At 66.0% G+C, this 17,433-nt stretch carries 16 protein-coding genes; 4 read left to right on the top strand and 12 right to left on the bottom strand.

The features are described 5' to 3' along the window. Positions 1-360: 360 nt before the first annotated feature. A complete protein-coding gene (locus AWC31_RS16815; RefSeq protein ID WP_085145247.1) occupies positions 361-1,257 on the top strand; it encodes an NAD(P)-dependent oxidoreductase in 897 nt (298 codons plus the stop codon). Beyond that, positions 1,254-2,531 (top strand): MmgE/PrpD family protein, encoded by a 1,278-nt coding sequence (locus tag AWC31_RS16810; protein ID WP_085145246.1) that lies wholly within the window; start codon positions 1,254-1,256, stop codon positions 2,529-2,531. The genes AWC31_RS16815 and AWC31_RS16810 overlap by 4 nt, the downstream gene beginning before the upstream one ends. Positions 2,532-2,585: 54 nt before the next feature. Here AWC31_RS16810 and AWC31_RS16805 read toward each other — a convergent pair whose 3' ends face one another. Then, positions 2,586-3,359, bottom strand: a complete 774-nt coding sequence (locus tag AWC31_RS16805) for an SDR family NAD(P)-dependent oxidoreductase (protein WP_085145245.1) — start codon at positions 3,357-3,359, stop codon at positions 2,586-2,588. Positions 3,360-3,668: 309 nt separating this feature from the next. On the opposite strand from AWC31_RS16805, the gene AWC31_RS16800 reads away from it, so the two are divergent. Beyond that, a complete protein-coding gene (locus AWC31_RS16800; RefSeq protein ID WP_207626367.1) occupies positions 3,669-4,367 on the top strand; it encodes an isochorismatase family protein in 699 nt (232 codons plus the stop codon). A 76-nt stretch (positions 4,368-4,443) separates the two neighbouring features. Here AWC31_RS16800 and AWC31_RS16795 read toward each other — a convergent pair whose 3' ends face one another. The 3 genes from AWC31_RS16795 to gatC form a co-directional block, all read right to left on the bottom strand. After that, positions 4,444-5,475: an ATP-dependent 6-phosphofructokinase gene (locus tag AWC31_RS16795; protein WP_085145243.1), complete on the bottom strand. Its 1,032-nt coding sequence runs from the start codon at positions 5,473-5,475 to the stop codon at positions 4,444-4,446. Positions 5,476-5,540: 65 nt separating this feature from the next. After that, entirely contained in the window at positions 5,541-7,022 is a 1,482-nt protein-coding gene (gene gatA / locus AWC31_RS16790; protein ID WP_085145242.1) for an Asp-tRNA(Asn)/Glu-tRNA(Gln) amidotransferase subunit GatA, read from the bottom strand. Beyond that, the gene (gatC, locus tag AWC31_RS16785) at positions 7,019-7,318 is read right to left on the bottom strand and encodes an Asp-tRNA(Asn)/Glu-tRNA(Gln) amidotransferase subunit GatC (RefSeq protein WP_067853980.1); all 300 of its coding nucleotides are present in this window, start codon (positions 7,316-7,318) and stop codon (positions 7,019-7,021) included. Before gatC ends, gatA begins: the two co-directional genes overlap by 4 nt. An 82-nt stretch (positions 7,319-7,400) precedes the next feature. Between gatC and AWC31_RS16780 the strand changes: the two genes are divergently transcribed. Next, complete coding sequence (locus AWC31_RS16780) at positions 7,401-8,069, top strand: ACT domain-containing protein (protein WP_206743957.1); 669 nt, start codon at positions 7,401-7,403, stop codon at positions 8,067-8,069. A 7-nt stretch (positions 8,070-8,076) separates the two neighbouring features. On the opposite strand, the gene AWC31_RS16775 is transcribed toward AWC31_RS16780, so the two are convergent. The 8 genes from AWC31_RS16775 to ligA all read right to left on the bottom strand — a co-directional run bounded on the left by AWC31_RS16775 (position 8,077) and on the right by ligA (position 17,414). Continuing rightward, positions 8,077-9,285: a hypothetical protein gene (locus AWC31_RS16775; protein WP_085145241.1), complete on the bottom strand. Its 1,209-nt coding sequence runs from the start codon at positions 9,283-9,285 to the stop codon at positions 8,077-8,079. Next, positions 9,282-10,349 carry a vWA domain-containing protein gene (locus AWC31_RS16770; protein ID WP_085145240.1) on the bottom strand — a complete coding sequence of 356 codons (1,068 nt, stop codon included), beginning with the start codon at positions 10,347-10,349 and terminating at the stop codon, positions 9,282-9,284. Before AWC31_RS16770 ends, AWC31_RS16775 begins: the two co-directional genes overlap by 4 nt. Then, on the bottom strand, positions 10,346-11,437 hold the full coding sequence (locus AWC31_RS16765; protein ID WP_085145239.1) for a vWA domain-containing protein: 1,092 nt from the start codon (positions 11,435-11,437) through the stop codon (positions 10,346-10,348). The genes AWC31_RS16770 and AWC31_RS16765 overlap by 4 nt, the downstream gene beginning before the upstream one ends. Beyond that, a complete protein-coding gene (locus AWC31_RS16760; RefSeq protein WP_085145238.1) occupies positions 11,428-11,904 on the bottom strand; it encodes a hypothetical protein in 477 nt (158 codons plus the stop codon). The genes AWC31_RS16765 and AWC31_RS16760 overlap by 10 nt, the downstream gene beginning before the upstream one ends. Next, positions 11,891-12,766, bottom strand: coding sequence for a DUF58 domain-containing protein (locus AWC31_RS16755; protein WP_085145237.1), 876 nt, complete (start codon positions 12,764-12,766; stop codon positions 11,891-11,893). Before AWC31_RS16755 ends, AWC31_RS16760 begins: the two co-directional genes overlap by 14 nt. Before the next feature lie 6 nt (positions 12,767-12,772). Beyond that, positions 12,773-13,777, bottom strand: coding sequence for an AAA family ATPase (locus AWC31_RS16750; RefSeq protein ID WP_085145236.1), 1,005 nt, complete (start codon positions 13,775-13,777; stop codon positions 12,773-12,775). Positions 13,778-13,827: 50 nt separating this feature from the next. Beyond that, entirely contained in the window at positions 13,828-15,063 is a 1,236-nt protein-coding gene (locus AWC31_RS16745; RefSeq protein WP_133060178.1) for a DUF4878 domain-containing protein, read from the bottom strand. 239 nt (positions 15,064-15,302) lie between these two features. Continuing rightward, positions 15,303-17,414 carry an NAD-dependent DNA ligase LigA gene (gene ligA / locus AWC31_RS16740; RefSeq protein WP_085145234.1) on the bottom strand — a complete coding sequence of 704 codons (2,112 nt, stop codon included), beginning with the start codon at positions 17,412-17,414 and terminating at the stop codon, positions 15,303-15,305. Positions 17,415-17,433 lie beyond the last annotated feature (19 nt).

Raw genomic sequence — 17,433 nt, 5'->3', positions numbered from 1 at the left:
TCTCACTATTCGGACGGATTTCATCTCATTTAGTGAGAATGGATCCAATCCCACGCTATGGGAACCAACGTTGAGCGGCCGATTCCACTGCATGTCGCATCTCATATCGTGGAATGACAATTGGTTCGCATGTACCAATAGCTGCAGCGTTTTTCGACGTCATGACATCCTTTGACTGCGACAAGACACAAGATCGGGCCAAGTCGCCCGAACGAAGATCAAATGTCGAACATCTGCGTTATTGTCTAAACCACAGCGGCTCCTCGACAGCGGGCGTGCCGCGGCTCGGTGAGCACTCATTCCGCGAGGGACGTCCATATCTCACCCGATTGACGGGATCGACGAAAGAGCAGAGCCCACATGAACGACATCGCATTCATCGGAGTAGGGACAATGGCCACCCCGATGGCACGGCGTTTCCTCGACCGTGGTTGGCGGGTCTGTTTGACCGACCCCGTGCCGGATCGCACCGCTCCGTTCGAGAGCCATCGATTCGCCACCGTGTACGACGATGTCGAGTCACTCCCGAAAGCCACTTCGTTCGTCGTTCTGAGCCTTCCGTCGGCGAGTGTTCTCGACACAGTCGTCCAGGCGCTGGCGGCGACGCCTGCCGTGGACCGCGCTGTCGTGATCAACACCTCCACGGTCGGACTGTCGGCGGCTCGACGGGCCGCCGAGATCGTTTCGGCGGCCGGCTACCGGTTCGTCGATGCTCCGGTGAGCGGCGGGGCGGCCGGCGCCGAGCACGGCCGGCTGACCGTGATCGCCTCCGGCGATCCCGAATCCGTTGACCGATGCGCTGAGGTTTTCGCCGTGATCGGTGAACAGGTCTTCACGGTGGGTACCGAGCCGGGCCAGGCGCAGGCGATGAAGGTGGCGAACAACGTGCTGTCGCTGGGAGCCCTGGCCGCGACAGCAGAAGCGACGGTGATCACGCGCAAGGCCGGGATTCCGCTCGATGTCGCGCTCGACGTGCTGAATGCCAGCTCCGGACGCAATTCCGCCACCGCGGTGAAGTTCCCGAGACATATCCTCAGCGGGCGTTACGATTTCGGCTTTCCGACCGCCGGCGCGCTCAAAGATGTGTCGCTCTATACCGAGCTGGCTCATGAGCTCGGCGCCGTCGCCCCACTGGGTGACGCCGTGCAGGATTGTTGGCAGCACGCCGTCGCGGCCGGGTACGGCGAAGATGACTGCACCCACATCGTCACCGTGTACGAGCGGGCTGCGCAACTCAGCCCAGAGGCGCAGGGATGACCGAACCGATGGAGCCCGATACGGCGAACTCGTTGTGGGATGCGGCGTCCACGGTCGCGCAATCCGCACATCCCGAGACGCTCGAACGCGCGGCGGGTTGTCTCGCGGTCGCGCTCACCGACATGCTCGTGTCGAGCAGAACGCCCAGGCACCGCGCGGTCGCATCGGCGCTGGCCGCCGGAGATGGGCCGTGCACCGTCACCGGATCGCCAAGGGGCGCCTGCCTTCCGAACGCTGTGGCGGCGAACGCCTACCTCATGCACGCCCGTCTGACTGATGACTCTTTCGAAGTCGCCGCCCATCCGGGACTGACTGTCGTGCCGGTGGCACTCGCCGCGGCCGAGCATGCCGCAGACGTCACCGGCATCATGCCAACCGGCCAAGCCGTGCTCCGGGCCGTTGTCGGCGGATACGAGATCGCCTGCCGGCTCGCCGAACGGTTACTCCCCCAGGTTTCGAGCAGGGGATGGCGCGTGACCTCTGTCATCGCCCCACTCAGCGCGGCCGCCACATTGGCGCTGATGCTCGACTTGCCCAGCGAGACCGCTTGCGATGCAATAGCTCTCGCGGCAACCACAGCCGGTGGGCCGCTCGCGGTGGTATCGACTTCCGGAGACGGCTGGAGATTACAGCCGGCACTTGCCGTACAGGCCGGTGTGTCGGCGGCGCTTGCCGCACAGGCCGGACTACGCATCGGCGCCGACTACCTGGCTGCAAGGCACGGCTATTACGAGCTGTTCGGTGCTGCGATGCCGATCACCCGCCAACCCGGAGCACCTGCGGTACACGCGGTCACATTCAAGCGATATCCCGTGGCAATGTACGGGCAATCGATATTCGACGCGTTCGGCAAGCTTCCGACGCTGACCGGTCAGGCAACCCGGTCGACAATCACCGTCGCACCATTCGCAGCACGGTACGGCTCCCAGAATGAAGCCTCCATAACGTCGATTTCGAGCGTTCCGGGCATCGCATTGCAAGCCCTACGCGAGTTTCATCCGGATCTCGATATTCGTCTGCTCGAAGACACCGGACAATTGGTGGTCATCCCCGACCCCCATATCGATCCGCTGTCTGCGCGAATCGGTGTCGAATTGGCAGACGGCACGGAATACACCGCCGGGGGCAATGGTGATACCCGGGAATGGGATGCCACCGACTTTCGTGTGCATTGCATCGCGACATCAGGCAGCCCAGAACTCTGCGACGCGGCGTACCGCATCTCGGCTGAGAACAGTCTCGACAAGCTGCTGGAGATTTGGCGCGCGGGTTGAACACGTCGGCCGCGCGTCGATCCGTGGCATGGTTCGACGCGCGGCGGTGAGCCATCACGGCGTGACCACGGCCCCACCATCGACGACAAGAGTGGCTCCGGTCGTGCTCGCCGACACTTCCGAGAGCAGGAACACCACAGCCGCTGCGATTTCCTCGGGCTCTACCGGCCGCCCCAGCGGTACTGATGCATCGACGACGCGCTTCGCCTCTGCAGCATCCAACCCGTCCCGTTGTTGCAGCCGATGGACGCGACCACGGTATCGATCAGTCGCAGTCGTGCCCGGCACCACGGTGTTGACGCGGATACGCCGTCCCGCCAGCGCCGCGGCGTAGTGTCGGGTCAGCGCCTCGACAGCCGAGTTCACCGCGCTCACATGCGGCGATTCGGGCCAGTACCGCTTCGACGCAATCCCCGAGATGTTCACCACGCTGCCGTCGCCTCCGAAACTGTCCAGCGCGGCCTGCACCACGGTCTCGTAACCGAGCAGCTTCAACTCGAACAGGTCAGCCCAATCCGCGCGCTGTGGGTGGCCGTGGTCGATCGAGAACGCTGACGCGTTGTTGACGACTCCGTCGAGCCGCCCGAACCGGTCTACCGCGGCCTTCACGACCACTCGGCCCGAGTTCGCCTCGCGCAGGTCGGCCTGAACGAATCCCAGGCGCGTCTGTTCTCCGAGATCGGCCGACGCCTTGGCTATCGAGGCCGGAGTGCGGGCAGCGACCATGACACTCGCCCCTTCGTCCAGCAACAGTCGAGTCGTCGCGAGACCAATACCGCGTGTTCCGCCGGTTACCAGAAACACTCGGTCAGCCAGCCGGAGATCCATGATGCACCCCTTCGTTGTTATTTGTTGGACAATAACAATCAAATGCCGACCCGTCAGTTATGTTTCCAGATGATGAGAACTGGTAGTCGATCTACCTGCAAAATTCTGAGAACTTCCACGCGTTTCCCAGATAGTGCGACCAGAGCCCATGCCAGCCATTGACCAGTAGCACAACTCGGCGTTAATGTTCGACATATCCGATATCGTCACATCACCACCCGCCCGATGAAGTAGCGTCGCCAGTACGAAGCACGCCGCCTTCCACCGGCAAACTCGCGGGCGGGCCGTTCAGACAACAGGAGGCGACGAATGACCCGCGGGATGGACTCAGAGACCAAACCTTGGGAAGGCGTGATACCCGCCGAAGATCTGGCCAGTTTCGCGCGCGAGTTCGACAAGGAGGACCGACCGCTGTCAGCAGGCACTCGGCCCGCCGTGCTGGTGATCGATATGACGCGGGCGTTCGTCGACTCGACCTATTCGACCGGTTGGAGTGAAACCGGCTATCCGGCGGTCGATGCCACTGCCGAGCTGTTGACGGCAGCGCGCGCAGCAGGCGCGCCGATCTTCTTCACCAAGGCCTATCCGGAGGCAGATCATCAACCCCTCCCGGCCGAACGTGGCCGCTGGAAACTCAACGCCGCGCCGGCCGCGCTACCCGAGGGAACACCGCCCGGTGACGTGATCGCCGACAAACTCGCCCCACAGCCTGACGAGATAGTGATCAACAAGGGCGGCAAACCGAGTGGATTCTTCGGAACCCCGTTGGCGTCCTACCTCATTCACGCCGGCTGCGACACGACGATCGTGACGGGCATGACCACGAGCGGCTGCGTACGCGCCACGGTCCTCGATGCGTTCCAGTACAACTTCCACGTGATCGTGCCGCACGAGTGCACGGCCGACCGCAGCCAGATCTCGCACAAAGTGAACCTGTTCGACATGCACATGAAGTACGCCGATGTCATCGGCGTGCGCCAGACGATCAATTACCTCAAGGCGTTGTGAATCCCGGCGAGCAGACACAGAATCGCACTTACTGACACCAATTCATGCGAGTTCATGTCTGCTCGCGCAAGATAATTCAGCCGAAGAACTCCACGGCATCGTCATAGCGGCTCTGCGGCACGAGCTTGAGTTGGCGGGTCGCATCGGCGAGCGACACCCGCCCGATGTCCTGCCCGCGCAGAGCCACCATCATCCCGTACTCGCCGGCGTGCGCGGCATCGGCGGCGTTCACGCCGAACCGGGTGGCCAGCACACGGTCGTAGGCCGTCGGCGTGCCACCGCGCTGGACGTGGCCGAGCACCGTGACCCGGACGTCCTTTTTGATCCGCTTCTCGACTTCGAGCGCCAATTGCTGTGCGACGCCGGTGAACTTCTCGTGCCCGAACTCGTCCATACCGCCCTGCCGCAACTGCATGGTGCCCTCGGCAGGCTTGGCACCTTCGGCGACCACGCAGATGAAATGTGACGAACCGTGCTGGAACCGCTTCTTGACCAGCCGGCACACCTCTTCGACGTCGAAGGGCTGCTCGGGGATGAGCGTCATGTGCGCGCCGGACGCCAAACCGGCGTTCAGCGCGATCCAGCCGGCGTGCCTGCCCATCACCTCGACGAGCATCACGCGCTGGTGCGACTCGGCGGTGCTGTGCAATCGGTCGATGGCCTCGGTGGCGATCTGCAACGCCGTGTCGTGGCCGAATGTCACGTCGGTGCAATCGATGTCGTTGTCGATGGTCTTCGGCACGCCGACCACCGGAACGTTCTCTTCCGACAGCCAATGGGCCGCCGTGAGCGTGCCCTCACCCCCGATCGGGATGAGGACGTCGATGCCGTTGTCCTCCAGCGTCTGCTTGATCTGGTCCAGCCCGGCCCGCAGCTTGTCGGGGTTCACCCGGGCGGTGCCGAGCACCGTGCCGCCCTTGGCGAGCAGCCGGTCGTTGCGGTCGTCGTTGGCCAGCTGGATCCGGCGGTCCTCCAAGAGACCGCGCCAACCGTCGAGGAACCCGACGACGGACGATCCGTACCGCTGGTCGCACGTGCGCACCACCGCCCGGATCACCGCGTTCAGGCCAGGACAGTCGCCACCGCCGGTGAGAACTCCTATCCGCATGAGCTCTATCTTGCCCGCACTGGAGCAGCCACGCCGCACGGAGGGGCGGTCAAGATGTCAACGGGTCACAGCGCGCTGGGCAGCGGGCCTCGCGCCGCTTCGTATGCCGCCCCGACGCGGTACAGGCGGTCGTCGGCCAGTGCCGGTGCCATGATCTGCAATCCGACCGGCAGGCCGTCGTCGGGCGAGAGACCCGACGGGACCGACATGCCACAGTGCCCGGCCAGGTTGAGCGGCAGCGTGCACAGGTCGAACAGATACATGGCCAACGGATCGTCGACCTTCTCCCCCAGCCCGAATGCCGTGGTGGGTGTCGCCGGCGACACCAGCACGTCGACGTTCTCGTAGGCACGGTCCAGATCGCGCGCGATGAGTGTGCGCACCTTCTGCGCCTGGTTGTAGTAGGCGTCGTAATAGCCGGCCGACAACGCGTATGTGCCAATCATGATGCGGCGCTTGACTTCCGGACCGAATCCGGCTGCCCGTGTCAACGCCATGACCTCTTCGGCGCTGTGCGTGCCGTCGTCGCCGACGCGCAGGCCGAAGCGCATGGCGTCGAAGCGGGCGAGGTTGCTCGACACCTCGGACGGCAGGATCAGGTAGTAGGCCGCCATCGCGTGATCGAAGTGCGGGCAATCGACCTCGGTGACCTCGGCACCCAGCGCGGTGAGCTGCTCGACGGCGGCGTTGAACGACTCCAACACGCCCGGCTGGTAGCCCTCGCCGCGCAACTGCTTGACGACGCCGACCCGGACACCCTTCAGGTCGCCCGCGGCGCCGGCCTTGGCCGCCGCGACCACATCGGGAACCGCGGCGTCGACGGACGTGGAATCCCGCGGGTCGTGGCCGGCGATCACGGCGTGCAGCAGCGCGGTGTCGAGCACCGTGCGCGCACACGGTCCGCCCTGATCGAGCGACGACGCACACGCGATCAACCCGTAGCGCGACACCGTGCCGTAGGTCGGCTTGACGCCGACGGTCGCGGTGAGCGCGGCGGGTTGGCGGATGGACCCGCCGGTGTCGGAGCCGATCGCCAGCGGCGCCTGGTAGGCCGCCAGCGCGGCGGCACTGCCGCCGCCCGACCCACCGGGCACCCGCTCGGTGTTCCACGGGTTACGAGTCGGGCCGTACGCCGAGTTCTCCGTCGACGAGCCCATCGCGAACTCGTCCATGTTGGTCTTGCCGAGGATCGGGATGCCCGCTGCGCGCAACTTTGCGGTCACCGTGGCGTCGTAGGGCGAACGCCAGCCTTCGAGGATCTTCGACCCACACGTGGTCGGCATGTCCGTGGTGGTGAAAACGTCCTTGAGAGCCAACGGCACGCCGGCGAGCGGCGACGGCAGCTGTTCGCCGGCCGCGACAGCGGCGTCGATGCGGCCCGCCTCGGCGAGCGCCTCGTCGGCGGCCACGTGCAGGAACGCGTTGAACCGATCGTCGGTGGCCGAAATCTGATCCAGGTGAGCCTGGGTGACTTCCGTGGACGACACTTCCTTGGTCGCGATCTGTGCGGCCAGGGTGGCTGCGTCGCGACGAATCAGCTCGGTCATTCTGCCTCTCCCAGGATCCGCGGCACCGCGAAGCGCCCGTCGACCGCATTCGGTGCTGCTGCCAGGGCTTCGTCCTGCGACAGGCACGGCTCGACGGTGTCCGGCCGGCTCACGTTGACGTCTTTCAGCGGGTTGTCGGTGGGTTCGACGCCGGTGACATCGACGGACTGGATCTGGCTGACGTGGCCCAGGATGGCGTCCAACTGGCCGGCGAAACTGTCCAGCTCGTCGTCGGTCAGCGCCAGCCGGGCCAGGCGCGCGAGGTGGGCAACCTCGTCTCGGGAGATCTGCGACACGACAAAGCAGCCTAGTCAAGCCGTGAAGACCGGGATCGGGCGGCAGGTGCCCGTCATGCCCGGGCGCCTGCCCTGTGCGACAGTGTTGCGCGTGCCTTCGTATCTGCTGCGCGTGCAACTGGAGGATCGGCCGGGCAGCCTCGGCTCCCTCGCAGTCGCGCTCGGCTCGGTAGGCGCCGACATTCTCTCGCTCGACGTCGTCGAACGCGGTGCGGGTTATGCCATCGACGATCTGGTGGTCGAACTGCCTGCCGGCGCGATGCCCGACACCCTCATCACGGCGGCCGAGAACCTGTCCGGCGTCTACGTCGACAGCATCCGGCCACACACGGGGCTACTGGAGGCGCACCGCGAACTCGAGCTGATCGACCACATCGCCGCCGCGCACACCAAGCCCGCACGGCTTCAGGTCCTCGCCGAGGAAGCGCCCCGCGTCCTGCGCGTCGGCTGGTGCACGGTCGTCCACTCGTCGGGCAACGGGGTGGCGCGCGTCGCCGCCAGTCACAGCGCGCCCGAAACCCAGGCGGAATCCGCACCGTGGCTGCCGTTACGGACAGCGGCCGCACTCGACGCCACCGCGGACTGGGTGCCGCAGGTGTGGCGCGACATGGACACCACACTGGCCGCCGCACCGCTGGGCGATCACGACACCGCGGTGATGCTCGGCAGGCCCGGTGGCCCCGGTTTCCGGCCCTCGGAGGTCGCGCGGTTGGGCTACCTCGCCGGCATCGTGGCGACCATCCTGCGCTGAGCGCCGATCACTCCCGGTTCTCGCCGTGCGCGTTGGCGTTGTCGAGCAGATCCTTCAGCTGGTCGAGCGGCTCTCCCCGTCCGACACCTAGCCTTTGGCCCGGTGCGCTGCCACCCCCGACACTCGGCAACCGGTCGGGGCTGACCGGGTTGAGCACGTCCGGGCCACCCCCTTCAGGACCGACGACCGGGGCATCGCCACCGGCCGCGGTCGGCGGCGTCGGCATGTTCGGTCCGGGACCGGGCGTCATCGTGGGCTCGGGCGCCTGCGGGGACGGCATGTTCGGCCCGGGGCCCGGAGGTGGCGCTGCCCCGGGGGTCTGGCCGGCGCCGTCGGGCGCTTGTCCCGGCGACGGTGCGCCGTCAGGTGATTGACCGGCCGACGGTGGACCACCGGGTGCCTGCCCTTGTGACGGTTGGGCACCCGGCGTTTCACCCTGCGATGGCGACCCCCCGGGGGATTCACCTTGCGACGGTGGCGCCCCGGGCGACGGCGACGGAGATCCACCGCCACCCAGACCCGGCAGGGGCGGCGCCGAGGTCGGGATCAGCGAGGTCGGAGGTGGTGGCGGCGTGATGGTCTCCGGTGGAGACGGCGGCGGTGGGGGTGGCCGGTCCAGGTTCTTCAGCTTCTGCTCGAGGCGCGGCAGCGCTTCGGCCCGGATGGCGCGCCGATCTTCGTTGGCGTCGTCGTTGCCTTCGAAACACTGTGCCGGGGCTTCCTTCACGACCGAGATCGCGGTGTTGTACCACTTTTCGGCCGCCGCCCTGTCGTTGCTGCGGGTGGCTATGTCGCCCAACGTTTCCTGTACCAACTCCAGGTTCACCCGCACCGGGCACGACGCCGCGGCGTCGGTCCGCGACAGCGATTCTTGAAACCGTGCCTCGGCGTCGGCCAGCCTGCCCTCCAGCACCATGAGGTCGCCCGTCGCGAACGACGTCTTGGCCGGGTCGATGACGTCGACGAACTCCAGGATCGAGATGTCCCCACGCAACGCGTCGATGTCGTGGCGGTCGAAATCCGATATCGCAGAATTGCCCGCGATCACCACGCTGATCATCTTCGCGGCGACCACGAGCAGCACGATGAGCACCGGGGCCGCATAGAGGTACAGCCGCCGCCGTAGCCGCAGCCGCGACGGCCCGGACCGGAATGCGGTGCGGATCCGCCGGAACGCCTCGTTCACCACTGCCGCGGGGGCCTGCTTCAGCATCATGCGGTTACGTCCTTGCGCGACATCCGGTTCCGCCTGAACTCGCGGATGGTCAAGGCGATCTCGACGAGCACCAAGATGGCCGCGAGCATCGTGAACACCCAGAACAGTTCGCGCCGCTCGACGAACTTCGATGCCTTGACCGCGTTTTCGTCGTCAGCCGACGACGTGGACAGATCCACCGCAGGCAGTACCGCGGTGATCGGCTGCCCGGCTTCGCGATGGAAATACGGAACCCCGAGCTCCTCGGCGATCTCCTTGAGCTTCGATTCGTCGAGAACGGAGTTCAGCGGCGCGCCGGTGCCCGGATCACTCTGGTACACCTTGGTGCCGTCGACCCAGCCCTGCGGTATCGGCCCGCCCGCCGGGGTGCCGTAGCCCAGAACGGCCCCACCGGTGACGGCGCCGTCGGGCAGGTCGAACGGTGCGTCGTCCACGCGGCTTCCGCCGCCACCCTCCCCGAAATAGAACACCAGGCTCTTGGAATCCGGGAAGCGGGTCGCGGCCGCCTCGAGCTGTTGTTTCAGAACGTCTCTGGCGGCGGTCGGGTCGGTTTGGTACATTGCGTCCGGTGCCACCAACGTGTACGGCGACATCCCGTGCACCATCGAGTTCAGGCTCCACGAGTCGTCGGACAGCGGCCAGTCGAGCACCGCCTTCGACGCGAAGGAGATCACGCCGAATCGCGCGCGCGGGTACTCGTTGATCAGCGACTCGATGTCGGCGCGGATGCCGGTCATCCGAGTTTCGCGGTCACCGAAGTCCTCCACCCGAGAGTTGACCGAACGGTCCACCAGAAAAAAGACGTTGAGGTTCGGATCCACCGCCAACGTGCCCTGCGGTTGTTCGGGCTGTTCGCCGTCGTCGAGATCGAATCCCGGCCGCGCAGCGGCGAAGACGAGCATCAGCACCGCAAGGGTGAGCCCGCACCATCGCAGCACGACACGCCGGTACTGACCGGTCCCGGTGCGGACGAGGACGCGGTACAACGCGAACATCCGGATGACGATCAACACGATGCCGACGACGAACAGCAGCATCGGGGACAGGATCGGATCGAAGGTCATCGACGCAGCACCGCCAACGACACGCAGAGCAGCACCGCTGCCACCACCGCGGCGAGAAGCGCATCGCGCGGCGCGTCCCACGACTCGCTCGTCACCACTCGCCCGCTGGACAACACGACTTCCGGTGGGTTGTCGCGGATCTCGTCGAGCAGCCGCGTCAGGGTGGCGTCCTCCCCTGCCTCGGTCTGTGCGGTACCGGCCGGGTTGTAGAGCGAGAACTTTCCACCCGTCGCTTCGGAGATGGACTGCAGCCGATTGTTGGCCTCGGGTGAACTCTCGGCCACATCCGATCGCGAGATGACGTTAATCTGGACACCGGCTTTCGTCGCCATGTCCTTGATCGCCTGCTCGGTGTAGAGCTGGGCCCGCTGCTCGTCGGGCGACCGGAATGCGCTGTACCCGATGTACACCAGTGATCTGCGGTGCTGGCTCTTGCCTTCGAACGACGGGAAACCGGTCAGACACAAGGCCAGGATGTCCTCGACGCTGCGGGCATAGTCCACGTAGGTGATCGACTGGGCGAACTTCTCGATCCCCGTCTGCAATTCGGCGCGATCAGCATCCGATACGTCGCGGTTCGTGTCCAGATCCTGTTGGATCCGCGCCATTTTCGCGAAGTACTCGAACCGCTGGGCGGCATACTCGTGATCGCGGGTCAGCGGCACGACCCGCAGGCTCGACGACGTCAGCCCGATCCGCTGGGTGTCGAATGACTTCGCCTGCTGCGCGTAGTAGTTGAGGAAGTTGGCGGTGGTCGGGTCGGTAACCGGCTCACCCACGCACAGCATGATGTCTTCGGGATGCTCGGTGTCGAATTCCTTCGTCGTGGTCGACGCGCCGACCGGACGGGCGCTCGCGGTGAGAGCCGCGGCGAACGTGGCCAACAACAGCACCCCGGTGATGATCATCGACAGGAAGTAGATGCGGTACACCCGTGCGTACTCGGGCAGCCGTGTGAGCCGGTCGACGTGCGCCAACGGTCGCAGCACCCGCTCGACCTTCGCCATCGGCAGCAATGCGGCGGCGGCGACGGCGGCCAGCAGGCACACCACGCCGGCGATGATCACCGGCCACCATTTCAGGTCCATGACCGGATCAACTCCTCGGCGGACCGGCCGAGTGCGACCATGTCGGCCCGCGCACCGCGGTTGAACTGAACATCGTTGAGCGCGTGCAACAGTGGGCCTGCGGCAGCGAGTTCACCTGTCGCGATGTCGCCGGCGTGCAGATACTGGGCGCGCACTCCGGTCGCGACGAAGAGAAAGCTGCGCACTGTGCGGCTGACGTTGGCGCCGGCCTGTTGCGGCGAAAGGCCGCCGGCCAAGAACTGCTCGTTCGTGCGTCGCACGGTTCGGGCGAATCGCTGCCGCACCAGCTTGCCGTGCAGGCTGCCGATCACGGGGATGGTCCGCAGCCGCGCCGGAGACATCGTCCACACGTAAACACCCACACACCAGGCGATCACGAGTGCGATCAGCAGGAGCCCGAACCACAACCACCACAACGAGAACGGCAGCGGCCCGCCGACGAACCGCAACAGGTCATCGGACGGCATTGCTGAACACCTCGTTCATCTCGACGATCCGGTCGCGGATCTCCACGCTGCTTCCGATTCGCGCGAACGAGATCTCGTGCGAGGCGAGGAAATCGTCGAGCTGCGCGACCCGGGCCTGTTCAGCGGCCCGGTAGGCGGCAACGACGCGCGGCCCGAGGGTGGCTCCGTTGAGCACGAACCGCCCGGTGGCCACGTCGAACCCATCGTGCTCGCCGTCGTCGGCTCCGACCGCCGGCATGTCGGTGACCATCAACCAGATCATTTCGTGTTGTCCGACAAGCTGTTTGAGTACTTCATCGAGCCGGGGACTGATATCGGGTTCGTCGGAGACGACGATCAGCAACAACCGGCGCCGGTGCGCGCGGGCCACGAACTCGAGCTGGCTGACGATGTCGGTGGGGCCGACGTCGCCGAAACTGTGGCCGTAGTAATGCTCGAGCATGCTCTCGATATGGGTTTCCCCGCGCCGGTTACGGATGTTGGCCGAGCCCCTGGAATCCCCGTAGACCATGCCGACTTCGTCGCTGCGTCCCGTCGCGATCAGGCCGATGGCGCCCATCACGTTGGTCGCGACCTCGCGTTTCACCTCGCCGGCGGGGGTCAAGGCCGACATGTTGCGCCCGGCGTCGGCGACGAGCAGGATCTTGTGATGGCGTTCGGAGACGAACCGCTTGATCAGCACCGAGCCCGCGCGGGCGGATGCCTTCCAGTCGATGTCGCGGACGTCATCACCGGCCACATAGGGCCGCAGGTCGTCGAGTTCCAGTGTCCTGGTGTGCAGTAGCGCGTACCGACCGCCCTCCAGCAGGCCCCGGGCGTCCGTACCGAAGTACTGCTTGGCACGATTGAGGTACTTGCCCATGTCCGGTCAGGGCACTCGGACCGACTGCAACACCGCGTCGATGATCGTCTCGGATGTGACGTTGAGCCGCGCGGCTTCGAAACCGAGGATCAGCCGGTGCCGCAGCACGCGGTGGGCCAACTTCTGGATGTCGTCCGGGAGAACATGATTGCGGCCCTGCAGAACCGCCAGCGCGCGCGCTGCCCGGCTGAACGCGATGCTGGCCCGCGGACTCGCGCCGTACTGCACGAGCTTCGCCATCTGCGGTGGCAGGAACTGCTGCGGGTTGCGGGTGACGTTGATGAGCTGGGTGATGTAGTGCACCAGCACCGGGTCCAGGTGGACGCTGCGCACCACGTTCTGCAGACGCCGCATATCCTCAAGGCCCACAACCGGTCTCGGCTTCTCGCCGCGATCGTAGACACCGGCGTCGATACGGAAGATGACCTCGGCCTCCTCCTGCGGCGTCGGATACCGCAGTACCTCTTTCAGCATGAACCGGTCGGTCTGCGCCTCAGAGAGCGGATAGGTGCCCTCCTGGTCGACCGGGTTCTGGGTGGCGATGACCACGAACGGCTCGGGTATCGGGTACAGCTTGCCTGCGATCGTCGTCTGCCGTTCCTCCATCGCCTCGAGCATGGCGCTCTGCGTCTTGGCGCTGGAGCGGTTGATCTCGTCGAGCAGGACGATGTTGGTGTGCACCGGGCCGAGTTGGGTGACGAACTGGCCCGAGGACGAGTCGTAGATCTGCGTCCCGATGATGTCGCTCGGCAGCAAGTCGGGAGTGCACTGAATACGTTGAAACCCACCGGATATCGAATCGGCCACCACCCGGGCGGCCGTTGTCTTGGCGAGCCCCGGAACGCTTTCCAACAGAATGTGACCGCCGGTGAGCACGCCGATCAGGAGCGACTCGCGCAGATTCTCCTGCCCGACGACTTTGCTGGAGAACACCTGGGCGATCGCGTTGACTATGCGATGGGCGTTCGCCATCTCGTGCTGGTTGGGTTGAACACGCGCGGCTGTCGTCATCTGTTCACTTTCGGTGCATGGTCGGACCGCCGAATGGCGCTGACTGACGCTCAGTTCAACTTGACTGTTGGCGGGGTTTGGCTGAGGTCGGCGTCCCCGTAGATCGAGAAGGTCTCCGTGCCGGTCAACCGGGCGCCGTCGCGACCCTGCACCGAATAGCCGAAGCTGCCCGACATCGAGATGCTGGCCGACATCGAATACTCGGAGAACGAAATCTGGGCGTCGTCGGCGCTCGGCGCCTGCCACTCCACCGTGCCGTCGACCGCTCCGTACTCGTACAGACTCTGCGGGCAGTCCGGCGGCGACAGCTGCCGGGAGCGCGCGCACCCGTCCAGCAGACCCTTGATGCTGGAGACGATTTCTTGATGCGCCGAATCGCTCAACTTGAAGGTGGGAAAGGTGCCGCCGGCGTAGCCCGTCAAGGAATCCAGCAGCAGTGGTTTGCCCTCCACGGCGAGATTCTTGTTGTTCGAGCCCCATTCGACGTAACCGGGGAACACATAAACGACCGATGTGCCGACCGGTTTACCGAACGCCGTCAGGCTGCTCGCTGCTTTGCTTGACGCCTGGCTCGAAAAGTCGAGCCGCGCCGCCGCGGAATCGAGCTTCCACTTGCCGCCCATTTTTCTCATCGAGAACGTGGAGTCGGAGACCTGGTCGCCGAAATTCGCCGTCACGTGCACCTGGGCATAACCGATATCGCTGCTCTTCGAATCGTCACCCAGGATCCGGATGTTCGAAATCGGCATCTTCTCGATCTGCTGCTTGAGGATCTCATCGGTCAACAGTTCCTTGGACGCGGGTTGGTCGCGCCCGAAACTCAGCGCCGCTTCCGCGTCGCCCTTGGCCAGCGCCTCAAGGTAGCCCTGCACTGTCGCGCCTGCGGAGTCGCTGGACCCGCCGCTTCCCCCGCCGCCGGTCAACGCGATCACGCCGACCACCACGATCACCAGCAACACCGCCACACCCGCGCCGATGGTGACCAGGAGGGCCTTGCGGTTTCGTCGCGGACCGCCCGGCGCGGGCTCGAAGCCGCCGAACTGCGAACCGAACTGGGGTCCCGGCTGTTGCTGGGGCCCACCGGGCCAGCCCTGCTGGCCGGGCTGACCCCAGGCCGGCGGCTGCTGCGGTGACCACTGCTGGGGCGGCGGTTGCTGCGGCGGCACGGGCGGCGGGACCGGCGGCTGGGCACCCCATCCGCCGGGCGGGTTGCCACCCCCCTGACCACCCGAACCGCCGATCGGGCTGGGGCCTCCGTAGCCCTGTCCTCCTGGCCAATTCGTCACAGCAGAACCCCCAACCGTGGCCAGCGCCTCACCGGCAAACCCCACTTCTCGCAACTTGATCACTGCGCACAAACAAGCCCGGAACTTTCCATCGCTCGGAGGCATTGTAACCAGCCATTGCTGGGCGCGCCGACATCAATTTTCCGGACCGGCGGTACGGTGAACAATCGCCGTCCGCCGATTTCAGCAACTTTGCCGCGGGGTCGGCGACCGTCGGTGCGAGAACAGAAACTCCCGGCCTATTCCGAAGCTGGCGGCGGACCCTCGGCCAGGAGTTGCCGGAATCCGTCCTCATCGAGAATCGGCACGCCGAGTTCGACGGCTTTGTCGTATTTCGATCCGGGAGCATCCCCGGCGACCACGTAGGCCGTCTTCTTCGAGACCGAACTGGCGGCCTTGCCGCCGCGGCTGATGATCGCTTCCTTGGCCTCGTCGCGCGAAAAGCCCGGCAACGAACCGGTGACCACGATCGACAGGCCTTCGAGCGTGCGCTCCACGCTGGCGTCGCGCTCGTCGGCCATCCGCACGCCGGCCGCGCGCCACTTGTCGACGATCGCCCGGTGCCAGTCGACGGTGAACCAATCGACGACGGCCGCCGCGATCGTCGGCCCGACGCCCTCGACGCCGGCCAACCTTTCCTCCGAGGCTTCGACGATCGCGTCCAGGCTCGCGAACTCGGTCGCCAGCGCGCGCGCCGCGGTCGGTCCGACGTGGCGGATGGACAGGGCCACGAGGACGCGCCACAGCGGCTGCGCCTTAGCCTTGTCGAGATTGGCCAGCAGGCGCTTGCCGTTGGCGGACAACTCGCCGGCCTTGGTGGTGAACAGCTCGGTGCGCAGCAGTTCGTCGGCGGTGAGGGTGAACAGGTCCCCTTCGTCGGCGATGACACCGGCCTGCAGCAACGCGGTCGCGGCTTCGTAGCCCAGGCCTTCGATATCGAACGCACCGCGCCCGGCGACGTGGAAAACCCGCTCCCGCAACTGTGCCGGGCAGCTGCGCGTGTTCGGACAGCGGATGTCGGCGTCGCCCTCCTTGGCCGGCGCCAGCACCGTCCCGCACTCGGGACACGTTGTGGGCATGACGAACTCGTGTTCGGAACCGTCGCGCAGGTCCACGACCGGCCCGAGCACCTCGGGGATCACATCGCCGGCTTTGCGGATCACCACGGTGTCCCCGATCAGCACGCCTTTGCGTTTGACCTCGGTGGCGTTGTGCAGAGTGGCGAGTCCGACCGTCGAGCCGGCGACCTTGACCGGCTCCATGTAGGCGAACGGCGTGACGCGGCCGGTGCGCCCCACGCTGACCCGGATGTCGAGCAGCTTGGTGGTGGCTTCCTCGGGCGGGTACTTGTAGGCCACGGCCCAGCGGGGCGCCCGCGAGGTCGAGCCCAGCCGGCGCTGCAGCGCGACCTCGTCGACTTTGACGACGAGGCCGTCGATTTCGTGTTCGACGTCGTGGCGGTGTTCGCCCCAGTACGCGATCCGTTCGGCGACCTCGGCGACGCCGGACACCCGGACGGTGTGCTCGGAGACCGGTAGCCCCCACGCGCCGAGCGCTAGATAGGCGTCGTGCAGGGTTTTGAACGTAAACCCCGGGGGGCCCTCCACACGGCCGAGCCCGTGACAGATCATCCGCAGCTTGCGCCGCGCGGTGACCGCCGGGTTTTTCTGCCGCAGTGAGCCGGCGGCACTGTTGCGCGGGTTCGCGAACGGTGGTTTGCCCTCGGCGACGAGTCCCGCATTGAGGTCTTCGAAGTCGGACACCCGGAAGAAGACCTCACCGCGCACCTCTAGGACGTCCGGCACCGGGAACTCGTCGGATGCGGTGAGCTGCTCGGGGATGTCGTCGATCGTGCGGGCGTTGAGGGTGACGTCCTCACCGGTGCGGCCGTCACCACGGGTGGCCGCCCGCACGAGCCGACCGTTCCGGTAGACGAGCGCCAACGCGACGCCGTCGATCTTCAGCTCGCACAGGTAGTGGGCGGCATCCCCGGTCTCGCCGCTGATACGGGCGGCCCAGGCAGTCAGTTCATCGGAATCGAAGACGTTGTCCAGCGACAACATTCGCTCCAGATGCTCGGCAGGGGCGAAGTCGGTGGCGAACCCGGCGCCACCCACGAGCTGCGTGGGCGAATCCGGGGTGCGCAGCTCGGGATGTGAATCCTCGAGGGCCTGCAGTTCACGCAGCAGCTTGTCGAACTCGGCGTCGGAGATGATCGGCGCGTCTCTGACGTAGTACCGGAACTGGTGCTCACGCACCTCGTCGGCCAGTTCCTGCCAGCGTCGCCGCACATCGGCGTCGGGCTGTTCGGGCAGCACCGTCTCGGGATCTCCGGTTTGCTTCGCGCTCACTCTGGCAGGCTATCCGAGC

Origin of the sequence: Mycolicibacterium wolinskyi (genome assembly GCF_002101965.1) — a bacterium.
GTDB lineage: Bacteria > Actinomycetota > Actinomycetes > Mycobacteriales > Mycobacteriaceae > Mycobacterium > Mycobacterium wolinskyi.
The sequence above is the reverse complement of the archived record's forward strand: the minus strand, read 5'-3'. Positions and strand labels throughout refer to the sequence as shown.

What these genes read in the sequence shown, in the direction of transcription:
- AWC31_RS16815 (WP_085145247.1), top strand. Translation starts at nt 361, where the DNA reads ATGAACGACATCGCATTCATCGGAGTAGGGACAATGGCCACCCCGATG.
- AWC31_RS16810 (WP_085145246.1), top strand. Translation starts at nt 1,254, where the DNA reads ATGACCGAACCGATGGAGCCCGATACGGCGAACTCGTTGTGGGATGCG.
- AWC31_RS16805 (WP_085145245.1), bottom strand. Translation starts at nt 3,359, where the DNA reads ATGGATCTCCGGCTGGCTGACCGAGTGTTTCTGGTAACCGGCGGAACA.
- AWC31_RS16800 (WP_207626367.1), top strand. Translation starts at nt 3,669, where the DNA reads ATGACCCGCGGGATGGACTCAGAGACCAAACCTTGGGAAGGCGTGATA.
- AWC31_RS16795 (WP_085145243.1), bottom strand. Translation starts at nt 5,475, where the DNA reads ATGCGGATAGGAGTTCTCACCGGCGGTGGCGACTGTCCTGGCCTGAAC.
- gatA (WP_085145242.1), bottom strand. Translation starts at nt 7,022, where the DNA reads ATGACCGAGCTGATTCGTCGCGACGCAGCCACCCTGGCCGCACAGATC.
- AWC31_RS16775 (WP_085145241.1), bottom strand. Translation starts at nt 9,285, where the DNA reads ATGATGCTGAAGCAGGCCCCCGCGGCAGTGGTGAACGAGGCGTTCCGG.
- AWC31_RS16770 (WP_085145240.1), bottom strand. Translation starts at nt 10,349, where the DNA reads ATGACCTTCGATCCGATCCTGTCCCCGATGCTGCTGTTCGTCGTCGGC.
- AWC31_RS16765 (WP_085145239.1), bottom strand. Translation starts at nt 11,437, where the DNA reads ATGGACCTGAAATGGTGGCCGGTGATCATCGCCGGCGTGGTGTGCCTG.
- AWC31_RS16760 (WP_085145238.1), bottom strand. Translation starts at nt 11,904, where the DNA reads ATGCCGTCCGATGACCTGTTGCGGTTCGTCGGCGGGCCGCTGCCGTTC.
- AWC31_RS16755 (WP_085145237.1), bottom strand. Translation starts at nt 12,766, where the DNA reads ATGGGCAAGTACCTCAATCGTGCCAAGCAGTACTTCGGTACGGACGCC.
- AWC31_RS16750 (WP_085145236.1), bottom strand. Translation starts at nt 13,777, where the DNA reads ATGACGACAGCCGCGCGTGTTCAACCCAACCAGCACGAGATGGCGAAC.